Origin of the sequence: Spirillospora sp. NPDC029432 (assembly GCF_040703975.1) — a bacterium.
Taxonomy (GTDB): Bacteria; Actinomycetota; Actinomycetes; order Streptosporangiales; family Streptosporangiaceae; genus Spirillospora.
On record NZ_JBEZWH010000075.1, the window covers coordinates 16,748 to 37,523 of the forward strand.

A 20,776-nucleotide genomic window follows, 5' to 3' on the forward strand; every position below is an offset into this window, starting at 1 on the left:
GAAACCGAGGATCGTTCGGTGAACGACACCCGGGCCGACCGCCGTCCCATCGTCCCGCACCGCCGGCCACTCCGTACGGGAAACCGGTTGATCGACTGCCCGGCGGCGGGCCGTACCGGAGAAATCCCAGCTCAGCAGGCAGGGACCGGGAACCTTCACCACCCCGAATGAGTGACCTGTCCCGTATGCACTGGTCATCCACGCGTACCCTAGAGCGCGTGCACGGTGCTAAAGAGAATCGGCGGCAGGCCATGGCCACCCTTTTCCGGCTGCTCGGAGCGGGGGTCGCCGCCGGCGTGCTGGTCGCGTTCATCGCGCTGCCCGGCGTCGGGAGCGCGGGCCTGACCGCGCGCGACGCCGCGAACAACTTCGAGGCCATGGAAGGCCAGCTGAAGACGTCGCCGCCGTCCGAGAAGACGGTGATGTACGACGTCAACGGCAAGGAGATCGCCCGGTTCTTCGACAAGTACCGCGAGTCGGTCCGCCTCGACCAGGTCAACCAGGTCATGAAGCAGGCGATCGTCGACATCGAGGACTCGCGCTTCTACCAGCACGGCGCGCTCGACCTCAAGGGCACGATCCGCGCGCTGGCGTCCAACGCCAACTCCGAGCAGACGCAGGGCGGCTCGACCCTGACGCAGCAGTACGTCAAGAACCTCCTGGTCGACAACGCCAAGACCGACGAGGAGTACGCCGACGCCACCGCCCCCACCGTCGGCCGCAAGCTCCGCGAGCTGCGCTACGCGCTCGACGTCGAGCAGCGGCTGACCAAGGACCAGATCCTCGAGGGCTACCTCAACATCGCCTACTTCGGCGGCGGCGCGTACGGCGTGCAGGCCGCGTCCAAGCGCTACTTCAGCAAGCCCGCCAGCGAGCTCACCCTCGGCCAGGCCGCGCTGCTCGCCGGCATCACGCAGAACCCCACCGCGTACGACCCCACCCAGCACCCCGACGCCGCCCGCAAGCGCCGCGACATCGTCCTCTACCGGATGGCGCAGCTGCAGCACATCACCAAGGCGCAGGCCGACGCCGCCGCCGCCAAGCCGATCGAGCTGAACGAGACCAAGCCGGTCGGCGGCTGCGAGACGAGCAAGGCGCCGTACTTCTGCGAGTACGCCAAGTACGACGCGCTGCAGGCCCTGGCCGGCGGCAAGTACTGGCAGCTGAAGCCGAAGCAGCGGCAGGACATCGTCAACAAGCTCAACCGCGGCGGCTACACCATCCGCACCACGCTCGACATGAAGGCGCAGAACGCCGTCGACAAGGCGCTGCGCTCGGCCGTGCCGCCCGCGGGCAACCGCGTCGGCGCCGAGGCCATGGTCGAGCCGGGCACCGGCAACGTGCGCGCGATCGGGCTGAGCAAGCGGTTCGGCGCGGGCAAGGGACGCACCACCATCAACCTGCCCGCCAACGTCGCGCACGGCGGCGGCACGGGCGTGTCGGCGGGCTCCACGTTCAAGATCTTCACCCTGCTCGCCGCGCTCGACGAGGGCATCCCGGTCAGCACCAGCTTCAACTCGCCGGAGACGATGACCATCGGCGGCTTCCAGCCGTGCAAGTACACCGGCATGTTCGGCGGCAAGAAGTACGAGAACGAGATGCTGGGCGGCGGCGGAGGCTGGACGGTCTCCAACGCGGGCGACAGCGAGCAGGGCAACTTCAACCTCAAGACCGGCACCTGGCACTCGGTCAACACGTTCTACGCGCAGCTGGAGAAGCGGGTCGGAGTCTGCGACTCGGTCAAGATGGCCGAGAAGTTCGGCATGAAGCGCGGTGACGGCAACCCCCTCGCGCCCGTACCGGCCCAGGTCCTCGGCGTCAACGACATCGACATGGTGAGCCTGGCCGCCGCGTACGCCGGCATCGCCGCGCGCGGCAAGTACTGCGCGCCCAAGTCGATCACCGAGATCGTCGACCCCTCCGGCAAGCCGGTCAAGCTGCCCAAGCAGGACTGCCACCAGGCCGTCGACGAGGACGTCGCCGACAAGGTGAACAGCATCATGCAGGGCACGCTCTCGCAGGGCACCGCCAAGGGCCGCGGCATCGGCCGTCCCGCCGCCGCCAAGACCGGCACCTGTGAGGCCCACACCTGCGCCGTGTTCGCCGGCCACACGCCCAACATGGCCGCGGCCACCGCGTACTGGGACTTCCGCGGCCCCTGGAAGTACAAGGTGTACGGCGTGTACGGCGCCGACACGCCCGGCGCGATCTGGCAGAACAGCATGCGCAACGCGCTGGCCGGCAAGCCCGCCCCCGGGTTCGCCCGGCCGACCAACAACTTCGGCGACACGATCCGCGTCCCCGACCTGAAGGGCATGTCCGTCGGCGCCGCCACGGCTCGCCTCAAGGCCGCCGACCTCCAGGTGAGGGTCTCGCCGCGGCCGATCGAGTCGGACGCGCCCAAGGGCTCCGTGGCCTCGACGTCGCCGCAGGCGCAGGGCGAGGTCAGCCCCGGGACCACGGTGATCCTCTACATCAGCAACGGCCGCCGCGGCGGGGACAGACCCGGACCCCGGCCGGGCGACGACGGCTTCCGCTGGCCCTGGCAGGACTGAACAAAGAACGCCCCCCGGGAGACCGGGGGGCGTTTCTCACTCGCCGGCGAGCTGCCGCTTGACCTCCGCGGCCACCCGGCCGCCCTCGGCACGCCCGGCGACCTTCGGGTTCACGACCTTCATGACCTGCCCCATGGCCCGCGGCCCGTCCGCCCCCGTCTCCGCGATCGCGTCCGCGACCAGCGCCGCCAGCTCCGCGTCGCCGAGCTGCGCGGGCAGGTAGTCCTCCAGCACGGCGCCCTCGTCCCGCTCCGCCCGCGCCTGCTCGCCGCGGCCCGCGTCCTCGAACGCGGTCGCCGCCTCCCGGCGCTTCTTGGCCTCCCGGGCGAGCACCTTGACGACGTCGTCGTCCGACAGCTCGCGGGACTTCTTGCCGGCCACCTCCTCGTTCTTCACCGCGGTGAGGGCCATCCGCAGGGTGCGCGTACGCACCTCGTCGCGGGCCTTCATCGCGGCCGAGAGATCGGTCTCCAGCTTCTCCTTCAGGGCACTCATGGGGTCAATCATGCCCGCCGCCCCCACCCGAGCTCACCAGGATTACGCGCGGCTGCCCGATTCTGGGAGCATATGAGGCGTCGGGTTTGGGCCCTTGGAGGGAGAACCGTGCGAAAGCTCTACGCCGTACCCCTGGGACTGGCGAGTGCGGGCGCGGCCACGTTCGGATACGCGTCCGTGATCGAGCGGAACTGGTTCCGGCTCCGCCGGTTCGACGTACCCGTACTGCCTCCCGGCCGCCCCTCCGTCAAGATCCTGCACATCTCCGACGCCCACCTCACCCCGGGCCGGAGCCGCCTGATCTCCTGGGTCCGCTCCCTGGACGCCCTGGAACCCGACCTCGTCATCAACACCGGCGACACGCTCTCCCACCGCGACTCGATCGGCCCGTTCCTGGACGCCCTCGGCCCCCTCCTCGACCGTCCGGGCGCCTTCGTGTACGGCTCGAACGACCTCTACTCGCCGATCTTCAAGAACCCCCTGCGCTACGTCTGGCGCACCAGCAAGGCCGACTACAAGAAGCGCCGCCGCGAGCCCGACCTCCCGTACCGCGAGCTCGGCTCCTCCCTCCAGGCCGCCGGCTGGCTCGACCTCAACAACCGCATCGGCCGCCTCAAGGTCGGCGAGCTGGACATCGAGTTCGGCGGCATCGACGACTCCCACATCAACCGCGACCGCTACGACAGGATCGCCGGCCCCGTGGACCCGCAGGCCGACGTCCACCTGGGCGTCATGCACTCCCCGGAACCCCGCAACCTCGACCGCTTCACCGCCGACGGCTACGACCTCCTCCTCGCCGGCCACACCCACGGCGGCCAGGTCTGCGTCCCCTTCTACGGCGCCCTCGCCACCAACTGCGGCATCGACCGCCCCCGGGTCAAGGGCCTGCACCGCCACCGCGGCTCCTGGCTCCACGTCTCCGCCGGCCTCGGCACGTCCCCCACGGCGCCCATCCGCTTCTGCTGCCCGCCCGAAGCGTCCCTCCTCACCCTGGTCCCCCGCTAAATAGGGACGCACCACCCTCCGGCATCCGCTAGAGTGGACGAGGCGCCGGGAGCGTGTACAACTTCCGGGCAGCCACCAACCGGGGTGTAGCGCAGCTTGGCAGCGCGCTTCGTTCGGGACGAAGAGGTCGTGGGTTCAAATCCCGCCACCCCGACATAGATCAGAGCCCCCTTCCGATCACGGAAGGGGGCTCTGTCGTTCTCTGATACAGCAGCGGCTAAGCCGCCTTGCTCTGATCTTGGGCCTCCTGCCGCAGCCGCCATCTCGATCGAAGCCTGTGGACCGGCAACCAAGAGGTCGATGGCGGCGAGGCGATTATGTCGGCTTCTGGCTGGCTCGGCCCGGTGCGCCCATCGCCGAGCAGCCTGTCGTCTACCTCGGTTCCGAGGGGGAGTGCGGCATGATAGCCCGCGACCTGGGCGGCCTGCTTTGGTCGTTCGCGGACGGCTCGGGTCCGGGAGAGATGTTCAGAGATCCAGGTCGCAGGGTGCAGCCGAACGAGGCGTTCCAAGCGATCGCGGAGCGGTACGCGCCGGGCAGGCGCCGTTCCACGGCGGAGATCGTGGCGGCGGCGCGAGCGGAGTTCCCGGACTTCCCGAACCTGATCGACGCGATGTGCCGGTGAACGGAGGCCCCGATGGGAGCGGATCGGGGAGCACGCGTTCTCGATGGCCGTGCCGGTGTCACTCGTGATCGAGTGCTCCCCGATGCCCTACTTGGCGATCTTGCTCAGGGGTGATCCGAACCAGCGGGAGAGGTGGGCGTTCAGGTCCTGCTGGTCGTCGCCGATCCAGGCGACGTGGCCGTCAGGGCGTAGCAGGACGCACGGGGCGTCCATGTCCGCGGTGGCATCCGCGAGGTGATCGACTCGGTCCGACCAGCCGTCGGCGGACAGGCGTTCGGTGCGGTCCAGGAGCAGACCGCGGCCGCGATGCAGCAGGCCGTAGAGGTGGCCCTGCTTCACGTCGATGTCGCGCATGCGGCGGCCGAGCAGGTCCGGGCCCTCGCCGAAGTCGTAGCGGATGTCGATCGCGGTGATCTTCTCGATGAGGTGGCGGTTCACCGCGTCGATGTCCATCAGTTCGGTGAGCAGCCTGCGCACGGCCCGCGGGCCCGGTTCGGTGGACTGCAGTTCCATCTGGGCTCGGGTGTTGTCCAGCACGTCCTCGGCGACCGGGCGGCGTTCGGACTGGTAGGTGTCCAGCAGCGTTTCCGGTGCCCTGCCGAGGATCTGCGCGGCCAGTTTCCAGCCGAGGTTGAACGCGTCCTGAACACCGAGGTTGAGGCCCTGGCCGCCGATGGGCGGGTGGATGTGTGCCGCATCGCCGACGAGCAGCACCCGCCCGACCCGATAGCGTTCGGCCAGCCGGGTGGCGTCGCCGAAGCGGGACAGCCAGCGCGGCGAGTGCACGCCGAAATCGGTTCCGGCGATGGCACGGAGCTGCTGTTTGAAATCATCGAGGGTGGGCTGTTTCGCGCGATCGCCGACTCCCGCGGCGGGGACCACGACGCTGTAGACCCCTCCGCCGAAGGGTCTGAGCCAGAATCGCCTGTTGGTCTCGCCGATTTGGGCCATCTTGGCGGCGATCTCCTCCTGCGGCACGCCCACTTCCATCTCGCCCATCAGCGTCTCGTTCCGCGAGGGCTCGCCGGGGAAGCCGACGCCGAGCTGCTTGCGGACCGTACTGCGCGCGCCGTCGCAGCCGACGAGGTAGCGTGAGCGCAGCCGCTCGCCGTTGGCCAGCTCGACGGTCACGCCTTCGGAGTCCTGCTCGAAACCGGCCACCGCGCAACCGCGGCGGACCTGCGCGCCCAGTGCGATCGCATGTTCTTCGAGCAGGTGGACGATGACCGGTTGCGGGATGCCCAGCAGGTAGGCGTACGGGGAGTCCAGGCCCTCGGGCGCGGGCTTGGGGATGGCGGCGAAGAACCCGCCGGCCGGACGCCGCCTTCCGTGTTCGAGAACACGCTGAAGGAGTCCGCGCATGGCCATCAGTTCGAGGCTGCGAATGTGCAGGCCGACTATGCGGACGAACGACACGGGCTCGGTTTCCTTCTCCAGGACGAGTACCCGCACATCGTGCAGCCGCAGTTCGGCGGCCAGCATCGCACCGGCCGGCCCGCAGCCGGCGATGATCACGTCGAAGGTGAGGGCGGCGCGGTCGGCGCCGGAGGCCGATGACCGGGCCTCGCCCACGGTGAAGCCGCGATCGGCCGGATCGTTCGGCGGCGGCTCTGCGGTGAACTGCTGAGAGTGCATAGGTGTTGCCTTTCGGGAGTGCCTTGTCAGCGAGGCGCTCCCGGCGACACCTACCTCAGTCGCCCGGTCGTGACGGGAAGGAGAGCACCCACGTCGATACAGCGTTCATGGGTCTCACCTCCTCAGGCGGTGTCACGGCCAACCGCAAGCTACAAGCCCGAGCGTCATCCCGTCCAACCCTTTTCCGGCCACGTCCAGGCCGCGCACCGCCTCCAATTCGAGGCGAACTATCACCACTCGGACATAGCATCCGCTTATGGATCTCTCGACCATCACGCGCGAGGCCGTGCTGGACGCGATCGCCGAGTGCGACCGTATGGGGCGAGAGCGTTTCCTCAAGGCGTACGGTTTCGACCCTGCGCGCCAGTACTTGCTGCACTACAACGGGACCTATTACGACTCCAAGGCCATCGTGGGCGTGGCCTATCGTTCCGTCGCGGGCCGGCCGCTGAGCGCCGCGGAGTTCTCCGGTGGACGGCAGACCGTCGGGCGGCTCCTCACCCGGCTGGGTTTCGACGTGGTCACCGACGAGCCTCTCCCGCCTCTTCAACGCCTCATGGCGCAGTTGAAGGGGCTGCGTGTCGCCAGTACCGCCGACGGGCCGGCCAGGCACCAGCCGATCACCCTGCTGTGGGCTCTGGGACGCGCCGCTCGCCGTGACCCGCGCCTGGTCGCCTGGAGCGCGGCGCACGCTGAACTGCGAGGGCTCCTGCGCGAGTACGGCCAGCCCCGTTCGAGGCCCCGGCCGGAGTTCCCGATCCTGGCCCTGGCCCGTACTGACCTGTGGGAAATGCGTGGCCACACTGGGGCGATCCCGGCCGCGCATGGCGAGCCTCTCGGATGGATGGAGGAGCACGACCCGCACAGCGGTCTGGCTCCCTGGGCGTACGAGCTGGCGGCCTCCTCCGAGGATGCGCGTGCCGAAGCCATCGCTGGACTCGGTCAACGCTTCTTCGACGGTGTGATCCCCCAGGCGTTGCTCAACGATGTCGGGCTCCTGCCCGAAACGGGAATCCGTCTCGATCGAGGCGAGCATGACGACTTCGCGGCTTACCAGCGCCTTTGCCGTAGCGTCGAGGCGGCCGAGGCGCGCGGCGACCATGACCGCACCAGCCGTACGAGTGGTGAACGGCCCGTCCGTTCCGCGACCGCGGTCAAGGCCGTGCTCCTGCGCAGCCGCGGCCGCTGCGAGAACCCGATGTGCGCCGGCCAGCCCGACGACGTCACCGACAGCGGGGCGCCCCTCCTGGAAGTCGACCACCTCGAAGATCGGGCGCGCTGGGGCCGCGACCACCCCACCCAGATGATCGCGCTATGTCCCAACTGCCACGCCATCAAAACCCGTGGCCAGAGTCGCGAACGGCTACGCGAGATCCTCCTCACGGAGGCTCGCTCCCGCCACGCTGTCTGGGACGTCTGAGCAGGCTCGCATGGCGCAGAGCAGTTGATACGCCCCGCAGCGTACGGATCGGCATGCACAGGTCGTGGGACAATCGCGGCCGTGTCGATCGCTCGGATAACGCTCAGCTCGGGCCGTGAGGTCGAATTGACGGGCCTGGAGGTCTTCTCCACTTATGGCGGGATGCTTGAGGGGTACCCGAACGCGGCGATGAACGATCGCCTGCTGGAGTCGCTGGCCAAGCGCCGCGAGTCCCCGTACAGCACTCCGCCCGTTCACCTGGTCAGGCCGCCGCGGACGCACCCTCGTCCGGAGTCGCGGGGCCTGTCGTTCGGCCCGGTCGAGACGCTGCCGCCGGTGTATTGCCGTGGTCGTTCCGCTCGTCGCGCATCGATGAGCAACTCGATCCGGTGCTCTACCAGTCCTGGCTGAAGGTGGTCTGGTTCCAGGACGACCTGGCCGGTTCGGTCATCGACTTCGTGGCGGCGGCCATTACCGATCTCCCATGGGACGCCCTTGCCGAGGACGACGAGCTCTGATGACTTCAGAGGGTGCGCAGGGCGGCGCGGGCCGGGAACGTCAGGGGTGAAGCGCGTCAGGACGTGTTGATGATCAGGCCGATGTGGGTGAAGTAGTTCAGGGCGCCGAACAGCAGGAACACGATTCCGGCGATCGCCCACACGATGCCGATGACCTTCGTCGTCCAGTTCTCGGGGCGGCGGAGGGCGAAGGGGAAGAGCACGGCTCCGATGCCGACCAGCACGTACAGGCCCGAGATGAACGACGCCTCCAGCCAGGGGTACTCCGCGAACTCGCCGGAGATCGGTTCTTCCGGTGGTGCCGCGAAGAGCTGGTAGGTCCAGCCCGCCGCGGCGATGCCGAAGCAGGCCAGGCCCATGCCGAAGACGAAGATCGACAGCGGTCCGGCGAGCCGTGCGACCAAGGCGACCCGGTCGGGTGCGGCGGCCAGCGTGTCACCGCGCTTCCAGAGAAAGAGGGCGGCGGCCAGCAGCATCGCGCCGAACGCGAGCGCCGGCTCACCGAAGATGATGTTGTCGAACGGGAAGCCCTGCCCGGCCAGCGGCCAGGTCAGGGTCATGTGCAGGCCGGTCGCGGCCAGGAGTGCGCCCAGTGTCCCGAACGCCAGGGCCCAGCCGGCGGGTTCGAGCCGTTCCCGCGGGTTCAGCAGCCGTCGCCCCAGTCCCACGACCAGGAGCAGCCCCGCGCCCGCGGCCACCGCCATGATCGTGTTGTACGTGGGCATCTTGGTCCAGTCGATCTTGAGATCGGCCTCCGCCATCACCAGAATAAGATCATTCACGTTACTTACAGTAATGTTGCGTGTTCGGTGAGTGGCGGCCGGGTGTCCCGATCAGCAGGCGATCGGATCGGGTGGTGTCGTGGCGGTCATGGGCGGGACTCTCCTGAGCGGGCGATGATGGCGACCCTCAGGCGGTCGAGGCGGCGGATGTTCCTTATCGCCTGGTGGGTCGAGACAGCGATCATGGCGAGGCAGTAGGCCGCGAAGGCCCACCACCAGTCGTTGCCGGAGGATCGTATGGTCGTGATGCTGATCAGGATGAGGCCGCTGAAGAGCGGGGGGTTCAGGATCAGCGCGGAGCGGTTCTGCCTGCGGCGGCGGTCGATGAGGGCGAGCATCGGGTCGTCGAGGGCCCGGTCGTCGGGGAGGCGGCCGGTGCGGGCGGCGTGCACCATCCGGGCCTCGTCGTCACGGTCCAGGTCGCCGGTCGCGTCCCGGTCCCGGCGCCGTACGAGGGCGAGCCAGGCCGTCATCATGGCGGCGAAGGCAGGGCCGAAGAGGATCGCCGCGACCACCGCGCCGAGCGCGCTAGTGCCAGGCGTCACCAGCCACATGAGCAGGCCGAACACCGGCCCGGCTAAGAGGAAGCCGAGGAAGTGGGCCCACAGCGGGGCTGTCGCGACGCGTTCTCGCCAGCCGGTCTCCATACCTGTTGGACGGCGGAGAGCGGTTCGGGGATGTCTCGTATCTGTCGGAGGCGCGTGGGACGGTGGGCGCATGGACGCGGACGTGCGGGGGGCGTACGGGCGGATCGACGCCTGGCTGCGGGAGTACGGGGGCGCGCGCGGGCGGCGGGGGCCGGTGGACGCGGCGGCCGTCGAGGCGGTGGTGGACCGGCCGCTTCCCGCGGATCTGCTGGCGCTGTGGGAGCTGGAGGTGGACGACGGGTACTGGCTTCCGCCGGACGGCGGGTTCGTGCTGATGGCGGCGGCGGAGTTGCTGGAGACGCGGGAGATCTGGCTGCGGGTGGCCAAAGACGAGCCGGACGAGCCGGAGCGGTTCGTGCCCGAGCTGCTGCCGATCGCCTCCAGCGGCGGGGGTGACGGGCTGGTCGTGGATCTGCGGGAGGGGGCGGCGTACGGGACGGTCCACCTGTGGGATCACGAGGTGTGGGGGCTCCGCGTCCCCTTGTGGGGCGGGGTCGCGGAGATGCTGGAGGACGTGGCGGAGGCGCTGGAGTCGGGCGGCCCGGTGCTGCTGGGGCATGCCGAGAACGGCGGCACGGAGGGTCCGTGCATCGCCGTCTCGGACGGTTTCGCGTGGGTGCCGGTCAGAGAGGGGCCATGACCATGAGGACCTCCTCGTGGCCGTCCCGGGGCCAGCGGCCGGTCTCGTGCCAGCCGAGGCGGTCGTAGAAGTTCTCCAGTCCGTGGCCTCCGCAGGTGGCGAGCTGGAGGCGTTCGAGGCCCATCTGCTCGCGGGCGGTGCGCTGGAGCCGGCGCATCAGGGCGGTGGCCACGCCGCGTTTGCGGTACGAGGGGTGGGTCTGGAGGTAGCAGACCCTGCCCCAGTGGTCGATCAGGGGGTTGTCGTCGCGGGCGAGGGTCGCCCAGCCGACGAGGGCGGCGCCGGAGAGGGCGGCGAAGAGGCGCTCGCGTTCGGGGTGCAGGCGGGTGAGCAGGGTGTCCAGGACGGGAGCGATGTTCTTCCTGGACGGGCCGCCGTCGTGGCGGGCCACATCGGTCCAGCAGTTGATCAGGCCGCGGCGGAGGGGCGCGGTGACGTCCGAGCGGTCGGTGAGCTGGATGAGGTCGGGCATACGGGGGTCCACCTCTCACGCTGGTCGCCCTCATGATCCCCGCGCGAGCCGCCGAGTGGAATGGTGGATTATGAGCGAAATGACCGACGTTAGGTGATTCTGTAGCGAGGGTCATACCGCCGGGTTCGCGCCGGCTCCCTCGGTGATCAGCAGCACGACCGTGCCCCGGGCCAGGTCGCCCGCCGCGCGGACGCCGGCGAGCGCCGCCCCGCCGCACGGCCCCGCCGGGACGCCGAGCGCTGCCAGATCATGTACGGCCCGCGCCGCCGCGCCGTCCGGGACGCGGACCGCGGCGTCCAGGCCGTCCCGGAGGTAGGGCCAGGCGAGGCCGGACGGTGTCGCGCAGTTGAGCCCGGCCATGATCGTCGTCCCGGCCGGTACGGTCACCGGCCGGCCGCGCCGCAGGCTCTCCAGCACGCACGCGGCCGCGTCGGGCTCGACGGACAGGAGGGTGGAGCGCGCGCCGCCGCTCCGGTAGTGGGTGACCGCGGCCTGCGCCAGCGAGCCCACGCCGACGGGGATGGACAGCAGGTCGGGCGCACCGCCGAGCTGGGCGTCGATCTCGGCGAAGAGCGTGGAGTAGCCCTGGACGATCCAGCGCGGCACGTCCTCGTACCCGGGCCAGGACGTGTCCTGGACGAGGAGTCCCGGCTCCGCCGCGGCCCTCCGTACCGCCTCGTCGTACGGGCCGGGGACGTCCACGACGTCGGCCCCCTCGTCCCGGATGGCCGCGCGGGCCGCCGGGTGCACGCCCACCGGCACGAAGACCCGCGCGGCCAGCCCCAGCGTCCGCGCCACGGCGGCGACCGCCCGCCCGTGGTTGCCGTCCGTGGCGGTCACCAGCCGCACGGCTCCGGGGTGGCGCTCCAGGGCCTGGCGGATGCCCCAGGACGCGCCGAGGATCTTGAACGCGGGGAGGCCGAGGCGCCGGGTCTCGTCCTTGGCGTAGACGCGGTCGGCGCCCAGCTCGGCGGCGAGGGCGGGCAGTTCGACCAGGGGCGTCGGGGTGTACCCGGGAAGGGCCCGGTGGAAGTCCGCGACCGGAGGCGCGGGCGGGCAGCGCCAGGCGCGGGCCGCGGGGCGCAGGTAGAGGTCTTCGAGCACGGGAGCCATGGCGGTTACAGTGCCGTGACCGCGTTTGATCGGTCCAGCGAATGTTTTCGACCGATATTCGTAAGGAGAGCCGAAGAATGCTCGACCTCCATCGGTTGCGCCTACTGCGCGAACTGAAGCACCGGGGAACGCTGGCGGCCGTCGCGGAGGCGCTCTCCTACAGCCCCTCATCGATCTCCCAGCAGCTGTCCGTACTGGAGAAGGAGGCCGGGGTACGGCTCCTGGAACCCGTGGGCCGGCGGGTACGGCTCACCCCGCAGGCCGAGATCCTCGTCGCGCACACCGAGGCCGTCCTGGAACGGCTCGAACGCGCCGAAGCGGAGCTGGCCGCGTCCCTGCGGGACATCACCGGCGTACTGCGCATCGCCGCGTTCCAGACGGCGGCCCTGGCCCTCGTACCGGACGCCCTAAGCCGGCTGCGGGAACGGCATCCGGCGCTGCGGGTCGAGGTCACCGAATGCGAGCCGGAGACCGCCCTGCCCGCGCTGACGGCGCGCGACTTCGACCTGGTCATCGCCGAGGAGTACCCGGGAAGCCCCGAGGCCAGGCACGCGGAGATCGAGCAGGAGGACCTGTGCCGCGACGAGATCCGCCTCGCCCTCCCCGGCGTACCGGCGGACGCCGAGGGGCTGCGGGCGGGGGCGGAGGTGCCCTGGGTCATGGAGCCGGCCGGGACGGCGTCGCGGCGGTGGGCGACGGCGCTGTGCCGGGGGGCCGGGTTCGAGCCGGACGTCCGGTACGAGTCCAGCGACCTGCTGCTGCATCTGCGGCTCGTCGAGCAGGGGCACGCGGCGGCGCTGCTGCCCGACCTGATCTGGTACGACCGGCCGGCGAACGCGCACCTCAGGCGCCTGCCGGCCGCCCTGCGCACCCGCCGGATCTTCACCGCCGTACGGCGCGGGGGCGGGGACCATCCGGCGATCCGGGCCGGCCGCAAAGCCCTGGCGGTGGGGGTAGGCCTACGGGACTCTCGGGGGCTGCCTCCCGACTCTTTCGGGGTTTTCCCGGATGGCGATGAATCCGCGGAGCGCTCAGAGTCGTACTAGGCAGTGAGGGGTTGCGATGGCGCCCCACCGACGGAAGAAGGCATCCGATGTCGCCCGTGCCGACCACCACCGCGCCGACCACCGAGCCGACCGACACCAGGACGAACCTCACGGCGGCCGAGCTGGCCCAGATCCTCTTCGCCTCGCGGCTCCAGGCGTCCGGCCACCCGTCCTCCGAGCAGGTCCGGGCGGCGATCGGCGAGCGGCTGGACGCGTGCGGCGGCGACTGCGGCACCTGCGCCGCGTACGTCGCGCAGGAGGCCGGTGACCACCCCGAGTCGTACGCGGCGCGGATGCGGTGGGCGCTCGGCGCCGTCGGCCTCGCCTTCCCCGCCTACGCCACCGCCGCCTGAAGGGAGATCCCCATGCGTTCCCGCTTCGCCGAGCAGCCGGAGACGATCGTCCCGCGCACGCTCAAGCAGCTCCTCGCGACCTCCGTCCAGGAAGCGCCGCGGCGCCGGCCGCGCAGGGCGATGATCGTGCGGAGGGTCACCTAGCCCGCGGTCAGCGCTTCTTGCGCTTCTTGGACTTGCCGCTGTCGGACTCCCACTCGTACCCGGGAGTGTTCTTCTCGCAGTAGCTGTCGGCGACCACGCGGTCCGTGGCGTCGTGCTCGCAGTGGCGGCTCTCGCCGCAGGCGGTCATGCCCAGCCCCGCGACCAGCACGGTGGCGGCGAAGAAGGCGGCGGGGATCTTGGCCATGGACGGTGGACCTTTCGCGCTCGATGAGACCGGGTGAGGCTAGCCCATCGCCCTCCGGGCGCCTTCCCCACCCCCGCCGTACGGTAGCCGGACGGCGCCTGAACGCAAGAGGACCGGCAGGGGATCGCCCCTTCCGGACGGTCGCCGCGAACTATGCTGGCGGCCGTGAACGACAACCCTGCGGAGGATTCCCCAGCCGGCGACGACGTCTCGCGTGACGGGCCCTCCGTACGGGAGTACCGCATCGGCGAGCTGGCGCGGGCCGCCGGGATCCCGGTCCGCACGCTGCGCTACTACCAGGAGCGCAAGCTGCTGCCTCCGCCGCGCCGCGCGGGCCGCATCGGCCTGTTCTCCGAGGACCACCTGGCCCGGCTCCGCATGATCGGCAACCTGCTGGAGCGCGGCCACACGCTGGAGGGCATCCGCGAGCTGCTGTCGGCGTGGGAGCAGGGGCACGACATCGAGGCCGTGCTCGGCGTGGAGAAGGCGGTGACCACGCCGTGGTCGACCGAGACGCCGGTGACGATGTCGGTGGACGAGATGACCGCGCTGTTCCCGGACGAGATCGACGACGACGTGGTCGAGCGGGCCGTACGGCTGGGCCACATCCGGGTCGACGGCGACCGCGTCACGCACTGGAGCCGCCGCCAGCTGGACGCGACCGTGACGCTGGTGCGCGCGGGCGTGCCGCTGGCCGAGGTGCTCTCGGTGAGCCAGGAGCTGCAGCGCAGCATGGACGATCTGGCCCGGGTGTTCATCCGGCTGATCACCCGGCATGTGGTGGCCCGGCTCGCAGACGAGGACCTGGACCGGCTCACCGAGGTCCTCGGGCGGCTGCGGCCGGGCGCGCAGCTGTCGGTGGAGGCGGCGTTCGCGCGGGCGATGGACCGGCAGGTGCGCGCGGAGGTCGACCGCGTCCTCGGCCGGCTGGCCGAACCCTCCGCGTAGCGCCGCGGCACGGCCCGCGCGATCACGGCGGCATACTGGTCACCATGGTCGACGAAGAGCGCTGGAAGGCCCGCTTCCGGGCCGCCCGGGTGAGCCTGCCCGGCTGGGCCCGGGAGGCCCCGCACCGCAGCACCTACCGGTCGAACGTGACCGGCACCTGGGAGATCTACTCCTGGGACCGGACGACCGGCGAGCGCCGGCAGGTGACCGACCGGCCGAACGGCACGTGGATGGGCGGCGTCGACCCGACCGGCGCGTGGGTCTGGTGGTTCGCCGACACCGACGGCGACGAGTTCGGCGTGTGGCGGCGCACGCCGTTCGGCGGCGGGCCCGGCGACGACGCGCCGGCCGTTCCGGGGCTGGAGCCGGCGTACCCGTCCGGGCTGGCCGTGGGGTCCAGCGGGCTCGCGGTCGTCGGCCGTACGACCGAGCACGGCAACACCGTGCACCTGTGCCATCCCGGCGCCGAGCCCGAGGTCCTGTACGAGCACGCCGAGGACGCGCACGTCGCGGCGCTGTCGCGGGACGAGGGCCTGATCGCGATCGGGCACAGCGAGCACGGCGACAGCCGGCACATGGCGCTGCGCGTGCTGCGGCCGGACGGGATGGGGATCGCCGACCTGTGGGACGGGCCGGGCAAGGGCGTGTACGGCTCCGGCTTCGCGCCGGTCGCGGGCGACACCCGGCTGCTGGTCAACCATGAGCGGCGGGGCCGCGACGAGCTGCTGATCTGGGACCCGGTGGCGGGCACCGAGCAGGAGATCGTCCTGGACCTGCCGGGGGAGATCGGCGCCGACTGGTACGCGGACGGCTCCGCGCTGCTGATCTCGCACTCGCACGAGGCGCGCGACGAGCTGTACCGGTACGACCTCGGCGACGGCTCGCTGACCAGGATCGACACCCCGCGCGGCGTGATCGGCGGGGCCACTCCCCGGCCGGACGGGACGGTCGAGTTCTCCTGGTCGTCGGCCGCCGAGCCGCCGGTCGTCCGGTCCACGTCCGGCGCGGTGGTGCTGACGCCGCCCGGCCCGCCGGCGCCGCCGTCCGTACCGGTGGAGGACGCGTGGGTGGACGGCCCGGGCGGCCGCGTGCACGCGCTGGTCAGCAGGCCCGCCGAGGGGACGGGCCCGTTCCCGACCGTGTTCGACGTCCACGGCGGGCCGACCGCGCAGGACGAGGACTCGTTCGTCCCGTCGGCGGCGGCCTGGATCGACCACGGCTTCGCGGTCGTGCGGGTGAACTACCGGGGTTCGACCGGGTACGGCTCGCAGTGGCGGGACGCGATCGAGGGCCGGGTCGGGCTGACCGAGCTGGAGGACATCAAGGCGGTCCGCGACTGGGCGGTCTCCTCGGGCCTCGCCGACCCCGGCAAGCTGGTGCTCACGGGCGGCTCGTGGGGCGGCTTCCTCACGCTGCTGGGCATCGGCACACAGCCGGACGACTGGACGGTCGCGGTCGCGGCGGTGCCGGTCGCGGACTACTTCGCCGCGTACGAGGACGAGATGGAGGGCCTCCAGGCGTTCGACCGGTCGCTGTTCGGCGGCTCGCCCGCGGAGGTACCCGAGCGCTACCGCGAGTCGTCGCCGCTCACGTACGCCGAGCAGGTCAAGGCGCCGGTGCTGATCCTCGCCGGGGAGAACGATCCGCGCTGCCCCATCCGGCAGATCGACAACTACCTGGCCAGGCTCACCGAGCTGGGCCGCGAGCACGAGGTGTACCGGTACGACGCGGGCCACGGCTCGCTGGTCGTCGAGGAGCGGATCAAGCAGATGGAGGCGGAGATCTCGTTCGCCCGCCGCCATCTCGGCCTGGCGTGAGCGGCGTGCGGGGCTAGGCGCGCACGTCGCGGATGATGTCGACCAGCTCCCGGGTGACGGATTTGAAGCCCGGGAGCCGGGACATCGACACCATCCGGTTGACGAGCGGGACGGTCCGCTCGACAAGCAGGTACGTCTTCCGGCAGCCCGGCGAGCTGTCGTGCACCCAGTACAGGACGATGCCCATCGAGTAGAGCCACAGCAGCTCGGGCAGCTCCTCCCGGAACTCCTTGTCGATCTTCAGCGTGGAGCCGTCCACGACCTCGCGGTAGATGCCGACCGCCGCCGACCGGGACGGCCCCGACTCGGAGCTGAACGGGTTGAGCGGGCTCGTCGGCTCGGCCGCGAACTTGAAGAACTTCCCGGCGAACGCGTGGTACGGCACCATCGTGTCGACCCGCGCCTTCAGCACCCCGAGCAGCCGCGGCGCGAAGTCGCGTTCGGCGTCGAGCACCGCCCGGCACGCCTTGACGTGCTCCTCCTGGAGCTCGTCGTAGTACGCCTGGATCAGCTCCTCCTTGGAGCCGAAGTAGTAGTAGGCGTTGCCGACCGAGACCCCGGCCTCCTTGGCGATGCCCCGCATCGTGGTCGCCTCGTACCCGCGCTCGCGGAACAGCCGCAGCGCCGTCTCGACGATCAGCGCACGGGTCTGCTCCGACTTCACCGGCCTGGTCTCGGTCACGTTGCCACCCTAAAGCCCGGAAGCGCGGCTCGCTCATGTCCGGCGACAACGCGTGACCGCCGGACCGCCGGGAGGGCGCGCCGGCCGGCGCGCCCTCCCGCGTGGACCCGCTACCTTCCGGTGCCGCCGTAGACGACGGCCTCGACCTGCTCGGAGTCGAGTTCGAAGGCGTGGTGGGCGGCGCCGACGGCGGTGTCGAGGTCGTCCTGGGAGACCACCACCGAGATGCGGATCTCCGAGGTGGAGATCATCTCGATGTTGACGCCGGCGTCGGCGATCGCGGAGAACAGCGAGGCGGTGACGCCCGGGTGCGAGCGCATCCCGGCGCCGATCAGGGACACCTTGCCGATCCGGTCGTCGTAGCGCAGCGACTCGAAGCCGACCTTGTCCTTGACCTTGTTGAGCGTGGCGAGCGCGGTCTGGCCGTCGGTGGCCGGCAGCGTGAACGAGATGTCGGTGCGGCCGGTGGAGGCCGCCGACACGTTCTGCACGATCATGTCGATGTTGATCTCGGCGTCGGCCAGCACCGTGAAGATCGAGGCGGCCTCACCGACCTTGTCCGGCACGCCGACCACGGTGATCTTGGCTTCGCTGCGGTCGTGCGCGACCCCGGAGATGATCGCCTGTTCCATGTCCCCGTCTTCCTTCCGGCCCTCGATGTCGCTGCTGTCGACGACCCACGTGCCTTCCTTCTGGCTGTACGAGGACCGCACGTGGATCGGGATGTTGTAGCGGCGCGCGTACTCCACGCAGCGCAGGTGCAGGATCTTGGCGCCGCTGGCCGCCATCTCCAGCATCTCCTCGTACGAGATGCGGGGGATGCGGCGGGCGGTCGGCACGATCCGCGGGTCGGCGGTGAACACGCCGTCGACGTCGGTGTAGATCTCGCAGACGTCGGCGTCCAGCGCCGCGGCCAGCGCGACCGCGGTGGTGTCGGAGCCGCCGCGGCCCAGCGTGGTGATGTCCTTGGTGCCCTGCGAGACACCCTGGAACCCGGCCACGATGCAGATCGAGCCCTCGTCCAGGGCGGTCCGGATCCGGCCCGGCGTCACGTCGATGATCTTGGCTTTGCCGTGCGAGCCGTCGGTGATCACCCCGGCCTGGGACCCGGTGAACGAGCGGGCCTCGTGACCGAGGTTGGCGATGGCCATGGCGAGCAGGGCCATCGAGATCCGCTCACCGGCGGTGAGCAGCATGTCCAGTTCGCGGGCGGGGGGCAGGGGGCTGACCTGCTCAGCCTTATCGATCAGGTCGTCCGTCGTGTCACCCATGGCGGAGACCACGACGACCACGTCGTGCCCCGCCTTCTTGTTAGCGACGATGCGCTGGGCGACAGCCTTGATGCGCTCGGCATCGGCGACGGAGGAGCCACCGTACTTCTGCACGACAAGAGCCACGAGTGGGCGCTCCTCGGATAGGGGTCAGGCGTTCCAGGCACACGAGTCTACCGAGGTCGATCCCGTGGGTTACGACCAGGTAACTGCGCAGGACCGGAACGCCACCCCGAACCGGCCTCGAATCGGGCCTTCCGCCCGTACCGTCAGGTGACCGCGGCGGCCTGCTCCGGAACGTCCGGCGCCTCCTCGGCCACGTCCAGCCGCGCCCCGGCGATCACCGCGTGCAGTGCCCGCAGGGCCGCGCCGGCATGGTTGCCCCAGTGGTTGAAGTAGGAGTACTGCCACCACCACAGCGCCTCCAGCGGGCGTTCCTGCTGGTAGTGGCGCAGGCCGTGGACGAGATCGCTGGCCACGTCGACCAGGTCGTCCGACAGCCGGTACGCGGTCGGCTCGCCGTCCTTGTACGGGTCGAAGACCTCGGTGTACTCGTCCACCGCCACCAGCCGCTCGGACAGGCCGACGCGCAGGTGGTCCAGATCGGGGTCCTCGCCGACCTCCGGCTCCCAGTTGTCGGGCAGGATCACGTCGGCGGTGGCGCCCAGCTGCGCTCCGGCCAGGATGACCTGGGAGACCTCCAGGAGCAGCAGCGGCACCGTCCGCGGGCCGCCGTCGCCCCGGGCCACCGCCTCCAGGCCGCCGAGATAGTTCTCCACATGGCACGCGACCCGCTCGGCGAGCGCGTTCCAGTCCTGTGGGCTGTTGGCGTCAGACATCGAGCAGCCTCCGTCCTTCGAATGCGCGGCCCAGGGTCACCTCGTCGGCGTACTCCAGATCACCGCCCACCGGCAGGCCGCTGGCCAGTCGGGTGACCTTCAGCCCCATGGGCTTCACGAGGCGGGCGAGGTACGTCGCGGTCGCCTCGCCCTCCAGGTTGGGGTCGGTGGCGAGGATCAGCTCGGTCACGGTGCCGTCGGCGAGGCGCTGCATCAGCTCGCGGATCCGCAGGTCGTCCGGGCCCACGCCCTCGATCGGGCTGATCGCGCCGCCGAGCACGTGGTACGTGCCGCGGAACTCGCGGGTCTTCTCGATCGCGACGACGTCCTTGGACTCCTCGACCACGCAGATGACCGCGCGGTCACGGCGCACGTCCCGGCAGATCCGGCACTCCTCCTCCTCGGCCACGTTCCCGCACGTCCTGCAGAAGCGGACCTTGTCCTTGACCTCCTTGAGCGCCTTCCCCAGGCGCTCGACGTCGGCGGGATCGGCGGCGAGGAGGTGGAAGGCGATCCGCTGCGCGCTCTTGGGGCCGACGCCGGGCAGCCTGCCCAGCTCGTCGATGAGGTTCTGGACGACCCCTTCGTACAACGGACTACCTTCCTCTCGCGTTCTGCCGGCCGGCCGGCGTCAGGCCCCGGGGGCCTGCGGCTTGTCCCGGCCCGGCTCGTCCTGCCCCGGCTCGTCCTCGTCGTCGTCCCGCTCCGGGCCGGAGATCTCCGGCGCCGGGCCGGTGCCGCCGGGGAACCCCGGGAAGCCCGGCAGGTCGGGCATCGCCGGCATGCCGGGGAACCCGGGCATGCCCTCGGCGCCCGGACCGCCCAGCCCGGGGATCCCGCCGCCGATGCCGGCGGCGAGCGGTCCCATCGTCGTCTGCTGCAGGTCGGCCACGGCGCGCCCGGCGTCCCGGATCGCGGCGAGCACGAGGTCCGCGATCGTCTCGGCGGTGTCGGCCGGATCGTCGGCGTCGATCGCCTTCGGGTCGATGGACAGGCCGGTCACCTCGCCCTGACCGTTCACGGTCGCGGTGACCAGGCCGCCGCCCGCGGTGCCGGTCACCTCGGCCTCCGCCAGCTCCTGCTGCGCGGCCATGAGCTGCTGCGCCTGCTGCAGGAGCTCCTGGATGTTCAAACCACCGGGTTCCACGGCTTGCTCCGTTTCCTTTCAGCCCCTGACGGGCGCTGCTCGGCGACCTGTCTTCCCGAGACTACGGCTTTCGCCCGCGATCCGATACGTACGGGCACCGGCGCGCGGGTCCCGCTCAGGTGTTGTCGATCTCTCGGATGATCTGTCCGCCCAGCTCGCGCTGGATGAGCGCCATCCCGCTGGACTCGGCCTCGGAGCCGTCCGCGTCCGCGTCCCCCTCGGGGTCCACCTCGTCGCTCTCGTCCATCGGGACGGGCTCCGGCGGCGGTGGCGGCTCGTCCGGCGGCGGGGGGCCCGGGTCCGGTACGGACGCCGCCGCGGGCTCACTCGGCCGGCGCCTCGCGGCACGTCAGCCAGATCGAACCCGTCCACACGCCCTGCGCGCCCAGGCCGCCGAGCCCGCCGGTGATCAGGTAC

At 70.9% G+C, this 20,776-nt stretch carries 23 protein-coding genes, 1 tRNA gene and 1 pseudogene; 12 read left to right on the forward strand and 13 right to left on the reverse strand.

Features of this window, described 5'->3' with window-relative positions; genetic code table 11:
* Nucleotides 1-251: 251 nt before the first annotated feature.
* The gene (locus AB0881_RS35665; RefSeq protein ID WP_366624340.1) at nucleotides 252-2,555 is read left to right on the forward strand and encodes a transglycosylase domain-containing protein; all 2,304 of its coding nucleotides are present in this window, start codon (nucleotides 252-254) and stop codon (nucleotides 2,553-2,555) included.
* A gap of 36 nt (nucleotides 2,556-2,591) precedes the next feature.
* Here AB0881_RS35665 and AB0881_RS35670 read toward each other — a convergent pair whose 3' ends face one another.
* A complete protein-coding gene (locus tag AB0881_RS35670; protein WP_366624342.1) occupies nucleotides 2,592-3,050 on the reverse strand; it encodes a GatB/YqeY domain-containing protein in 459 nt (152 codons plus the stop codon).
* A gap of 108 nt (nucleotides 3,051-3,158) precedes the next feature.
* Here AB0881_RS35670 and AB0881_RS35675 point away from each other — a divergent pair, with 108 nt between their 5' ends.
* The 3 genes from AB0881_RS35675 to AB0881_RS35685 all read left to right on the forward strand — a co-directional run bounded on the left by AB0881_RS35675 (nucleotide 3,159) and on the right by AB0881_RS35685 (nucleotide 4,680).
* A complete protein-coding gene (locus AB0881_RS35675; RefSeq protein WP_366624344.1) occupies nucleotides 3,159-4,055 on the forward strand; it encodes a metallophosphoesterase in 897 nt (298 codons plus the stop codon).
* Nucleotides 4,056-4,135: 80 nt separating this feature from the next.
* Nucleotides 4,136-4,209 (forward strand) — tRNA-Pro (locus tag AB0881_RS35680).
* Between the two features lie 246 nt (nucleotides 4,210-4,455).
* Nucleotides 4,456-4,680 carry a hypothetical protein gene (locus AB0881_RS35685; protein ID WP_366624346.1) on the forward strand — a complete coding sequence of 75 codons (225 nt, stop codon included), beginning with the start codon at nucleotides 4,456-4,458 and terminating at the stop codon, nucleotides 4,678-4,680.
* Nucleotides 4,681-4,767: 87 nt separating this feature from the next.
* Here the strand turns inward: AB0881_RS35685 and rox are convergent, their stop codons facing one another.
* Nucleotides 4,768-6,315, reverse strand: a complete 1,548-nt coding sequence (gene rox / locus AB0881_RS35690) for a rifampin monooxygenase (RefSeq protein WP_366624348.1) — start codon at nucleotides 6,313-6,315, stop codon at nucleotides 4,768-4,770.
* A 256-nt stretch (nucleotides 6,316-6,571) separates the two neighbouring features.
* Here rox and AB0881_RS35695 point away from each other — a divergent pair, with 256 nt between their 5' ends.
* A complete protein-coding gene (locus AB0881_RS35695; protein WP_366624350.1) occupies nucleotides 6,572-7,735 on the forward strand; it encodes an HNH endonuclease signature motif containing protein in 1,164 nt (387 codons plus the stop codon).
* 341 nt (nucleotides 7,736-8,076) lie between these two features.
* On the forward strand, nucleotides 8,077-8,253 hold the full coding sequence (locus tag AB0881_RS35700; RefSeq protein ID WP_366624352.1) for a hypothetical protein: 177 nt from the start codon (nucleotides 8,077-8,079) through the stop codon (nucleotides 8,251-8,253).
* 56 nt (nucleotides 8,254-8,309) lie between these two features.
* Here AB0881_RS35700 and AB0881_RS35705 read toward each other — a convergent pair whose 3' ends face one another.
* Nucleotides 8,310-9,035, reverse strand: a complete 726-nt coding sequence (locus AB0881_RS35705) for a DUF981 family protein (RefSeq protein ID WP_366624354.1) — start codon at nucleotides 9,033-9,035, stop codon at nucleotides 8,310-8,312.
* Nucleotides 9,036-9,121: 86 nt separating this feature from the next.
* The gene (locus tag AB0881_RS35710; protein WP_366624356.1) at nucleotides 9,122-9,580 is read right to left on the reverse strand and encodes a hypothetical protein; all 459 of its coding nucleotides are present in this window, start codon (nucleotides 9,578-9,580) and stop codon (nucleotides 9,122-9,124) included.
* 172 nt (nucleotides 9,581-9,752) lie between these two features.
* Between AB0881_RS35710 and AB0881_RS35715 the strand changes: the two genes are divergently transcribed.
* Nucleotides 9,753-10,322 (forward strand): SMI1/KNR4 family protein, encoded by a 570-nt coding sequence (locus tag AB0881_RS35715; RefSeq protein WP_366624357.1) that lies wholly within the window; start codon nucleotides 9,753-9,755, stop codon nucleotides 10,320-10,322.
* Here the strand turns inward: AB0881_RS35715 and AB0881_RS35720 are convergent.
* Both AB0881_RS35720 and AB0881_RS35725 read right to left on the reverse strand, forming a co-directional pair.
* The gene (locus tag AB0881_RS35720) at nucleotides 10,306-10,794 is read right to left on the reverse strand and encodes a GNAT family N-acetyltransferase (protein ID WP_366624358.1); all 489 of its coding nucleotides are present in this window, start codon (nucleotides 10,792-10,794) and stop codon (nucleotides 10,306-10,308) included. The genes AB0881_RS35715 and AB0881_RS35720 overlap by 17 nt on opposite strands.
* Before the next feature lie 111 nt (nucleotides 10,795-10,905).
* A complete protein-coding gene (locus AB0881_RS35725) occupies nucleotides 10,906-11,907 on the reverse strand; it encodes a pyridoxal-phosphate dependent enzyme (RefSeq protein ID WP_366624360.1) in 1,002 nt (333 codons plus the stop codon).
* Nucleotides 11,908-11,984: 77 nt separating this feature from the next.
* Between AB0881_RS35725 and AB0881_RS35730 the strand changes: the two genes are divergently transcribed.
* The 3 genes from AB0881_RS35730 to AB0881_RS35740 are packed head-to-tail and all read left to right on the forward strand — an operon-like array spanning nucleotide 11,985 to nucleotide 13,450.
* Nucleotides 11,985-12,953 (forward strand): LysR substrate-binding domain-containing protein, encoded by a 969-nt coding sequence (locus AB0881_RS35730; RefSeq protein WP_366624362.1) that lies wholly within the window; start codon nucleotides 11,985-11,987, stop codon nucleotides 12,951-12,953.
* Nucleotides 12,954-13,000: 47 nt separating this feature from the next.
* Nucleotides 13,001-13,306 (forward strand): hypothetical protein, encoded by a 306-nt coding sequence (locus tag AB0881_RS35735; RefSeq protein ID WP_366624364.1) that lies wholly within the window; start codon nucleotides 13,001-13,003, stop codon nucleotides 13,304-13,306.
* Between the two features lie 12 nt (nucleotides 13,307-13,318).
* The gene (locus tag AB0881_RS35740; RefSeq protein ID WP_366624366.1) at nucleotides 13,319-13,450 is read left to right on the forward strand and encodes a hypothetical protein; all 132 of its coding nucleotides are present in this window, start codon (nucleotides 13,319-13,321) and stop codon (nucleotides 13,448-13,450) included.
* A 7-nt stretch (nucleotides 13,451-13,457) separates the two neighbouring features.
* On the opposite strand, the gene AB0881_RS35745 is transcribed toward AB0881_RS35740, so the two are convergent.
* Nucleotides 13,458-13,655: a hypothetical protein gene (locus AB0881_RS35745; RefSeq protein WP_366624368.1), complete on the reverse strand. Its 198-nt coding sequence runs from the start codon at nucleotides 13,653-13,655 to the stop codon at nucleotides 13,458-13,460.
* Between the two features lie 165 nt (nucleotides 13,656-13,820).
* On the opposite strand from AB0881_RS35745, the gene AB0881_RS35750 reads away from it, so the two are divergent.
* Nucleotides 13,821-14,603, forward strand: coding sequence for a MerR family transcriptional regulator (locus AB0881_RS35750; protein ID WP_366624370.1), 783 nt, complete (start codon nucleotides 13,821-13,823; stop codon nucleotides 14,601-14,603).
* A 44-nt stretch (nucleotides 14,604-14,647) separates the two neighbouring features.
* The gene (locus AB0881_RS35755) at nucleotides 14,648-16,420 is read left to right on the forward strand and encodes a prolyl oligopeptidase family serine peptidase (protein ID WP_366624372.1); all 1,773 of its coding nucleotides are present in this window, start codon (nucleotides 14,648-14,650) and stop codon (nucleotides 16,418-16,420) included.
* A gap of 13 nt (nucleotides 16,421-16,433) precedes the next feature.
* On the opposite strand, the gene AB0881_RS35760 is transcribed toward AB0881_RS35755, so the two are convergent.
* The 6 genes and pseudogenes from AB0881_RS35760 to AB0881_RS35785 form a co-directional block, all read right to left on the reverse strand.
* Nucleotides 16,434-17,102, reverse strand: coding sequence for a TetR family transcriptional regulator (locus tag AB0881_RS35760; RefSeq protein ID WP_366624374.1), 669 nt, complete (start codon nucleotides 17,100-17,102; stop codon nucleotides 16,434-16,436).
* A 110-nt stretch (nucleotides 17,103-17,212) separates the two neighbouring features.
* Nucleotides 17,213-18,499, reverse strand: a complete 1,287-nt coding sequence (locus tag AB0881_RS35765) for an aspartate kinase (protein ID WP_366624376.1) — start codon at nucleotides 18,497-18,499, stop codon at nucleotides 17,213-17,215.
* Between the two features lie 143 nt (nucleotides 18,500-18,642).
* Nucleotides 18,643-19,212 (reverse strand): DUF5063 domain-containing protein, encoded by a 570-nt coding sequence (locus AB0881_RS35770; RefSeq protein WP_366624378.1) that lies wholly within the window; start codon nucleotides 19,210-19,212, stop codon nucleotides 18,643-18,645.
* On the reverse strand, nucleotides 19,205-19,804 hold the full coding sequence (gene recR / locus AB0881_RS35775; RefSeq protein WP_366624380.1) for a recombination mediator RecR: 600 nt from the start codon (nucleotides 19,802-19,804) through the stop codon (nucleotides 19,205-19,207). The genes AB0881_RS35770 and recR overlap by 8 nt, the downstream gene beginning before the upstream one ends.
* Nucleotides 19,805-20,029: 225 nt before the next feature.
* Nucleotides 20,030-20,344, reverse strand: a pseudogene (locus tag AB0881_RS35780) (YbaB/EbfC family nucleoid-associated protein); the annotation flags it as partial.
* Nucleotides 20,345-20,474: 130 nt separating this feature from the next.
* The gene (locus AB0881_RS35785; protein WP_366624382.1) at nucleotides 20,475-20,606 is read right to left on the reverse strand and encodes a hypothetical protein; all 132 of its coding nucleotides are present in this window, start codon (nucleotides 20,604-20,606) and stop codon (nucleotides 20,475-20,477) included.
* Between the last annotated feature and the right edge of the window lie 170 nt (nucleotides 20,607-20,776).

Coding starts and splice junctions, on each gene's coding strand:
- rox (WP_366624348.1), bottom strand. CDS start 6,315: ATGCACTCTCAGCAGTTCACCGCAGAGCCGCCGCCGAACGATCCGGCC.
- AB0881_RS35665 (WP_366624340.1), top strand. CDS start 252: ATGGCCACCCTTTTCCGGCTGCTCGGAGCGGGGGTCGCCGCCGGCGTG.
- AB0881_RS35735 (WP_366624364.1), top strand. CDS start 13,001: ATGTCGCCCGTGCCGACCACCACCGCGCCGACCACCGAGCCGACCGAC.
- AB0881_RS35725 (WP_366624360.1), bottom strand. CDS start 11,907: ATGGCTCCCGTGCTCGAAGACCTCTACCTGCGCCCCGCGGCCCGCGCC.
- AB0881_RS35785 (WP_366624382.1), bottom strand. CDS start 20,606: ATGGACGAGAGCGACGAGGTGGACCCCGAGGGGGACGCGGACGCGGAC.
- AB0881_RS35745 (WP_366624368.1), bottom strand. CDS start 13,655: ATGGCCAAGATCCCCGCCGCCTTCTTCGCCGCCACCGTGCTGGTCGCG.
- AB0881_RS35730 (WP_366624362.1), top strand. CDS start 11,985: ATGCTCGACCTCCATCGGTTGCGCCTACTGCGCGAACTGAAGCACCGG.
- AB0881_RS35685 (WP_366624346.1), top strand. CDS start 4,456: ATGATAGCCCGCGACCTGGGCGGCCTGCTTTGGTCGTTCGCGGACGGC.
- AB0881_RS35715 (WP_366624357.1), top strand. CDS start 9,753: ATGGACGCGGACGTGCGGGGGGCGTACGGGCGGATCGACGCCTGGCTG.
- AB0881_RS35720 (WP_366624358.1), bottom strand. CDS start 10,794: ATGCCCGACCTCATCCAGCTCACCGACCGCTCGGACGTCACCGCGCCC.
- AB0881_RS35755 (WP_366624372.1), top strand. CDS start 14,648: ATGGTCGACGAAGAGCGCTGGAAGGCCCGCTTCCGGGCCGCCCGGGTG.
- AB0881_RS35695 (WP_366624350.1), top strand. CDS start 6,572: ATGGATCTCTCGACCATCACGCGCGAGGCCGTGCTGGACGCGATCGCC.
- AB0881_RS35740 (WP_366624366.1), top strand. CDS start 13,319: ATGCGTTCCCGCTTCGCCGAGCAGCCGGAGACGATCGTCCCGCGCACG.
- AB0881_RS35670 (WP_366624342.1), bottom strand. CDS start 3,050: ATGAGTGCCCTGAAGGAGAAGCTGGAGACCGATCTCTCGGCCGCGATG.
- AB0881_RS35770 (WP_366624378.1), bottom strand. CDS start 19,212: ATGTCTGACGCCAACAGCCCACAGGACTGGAACGCGCTCGCCGAGCGG.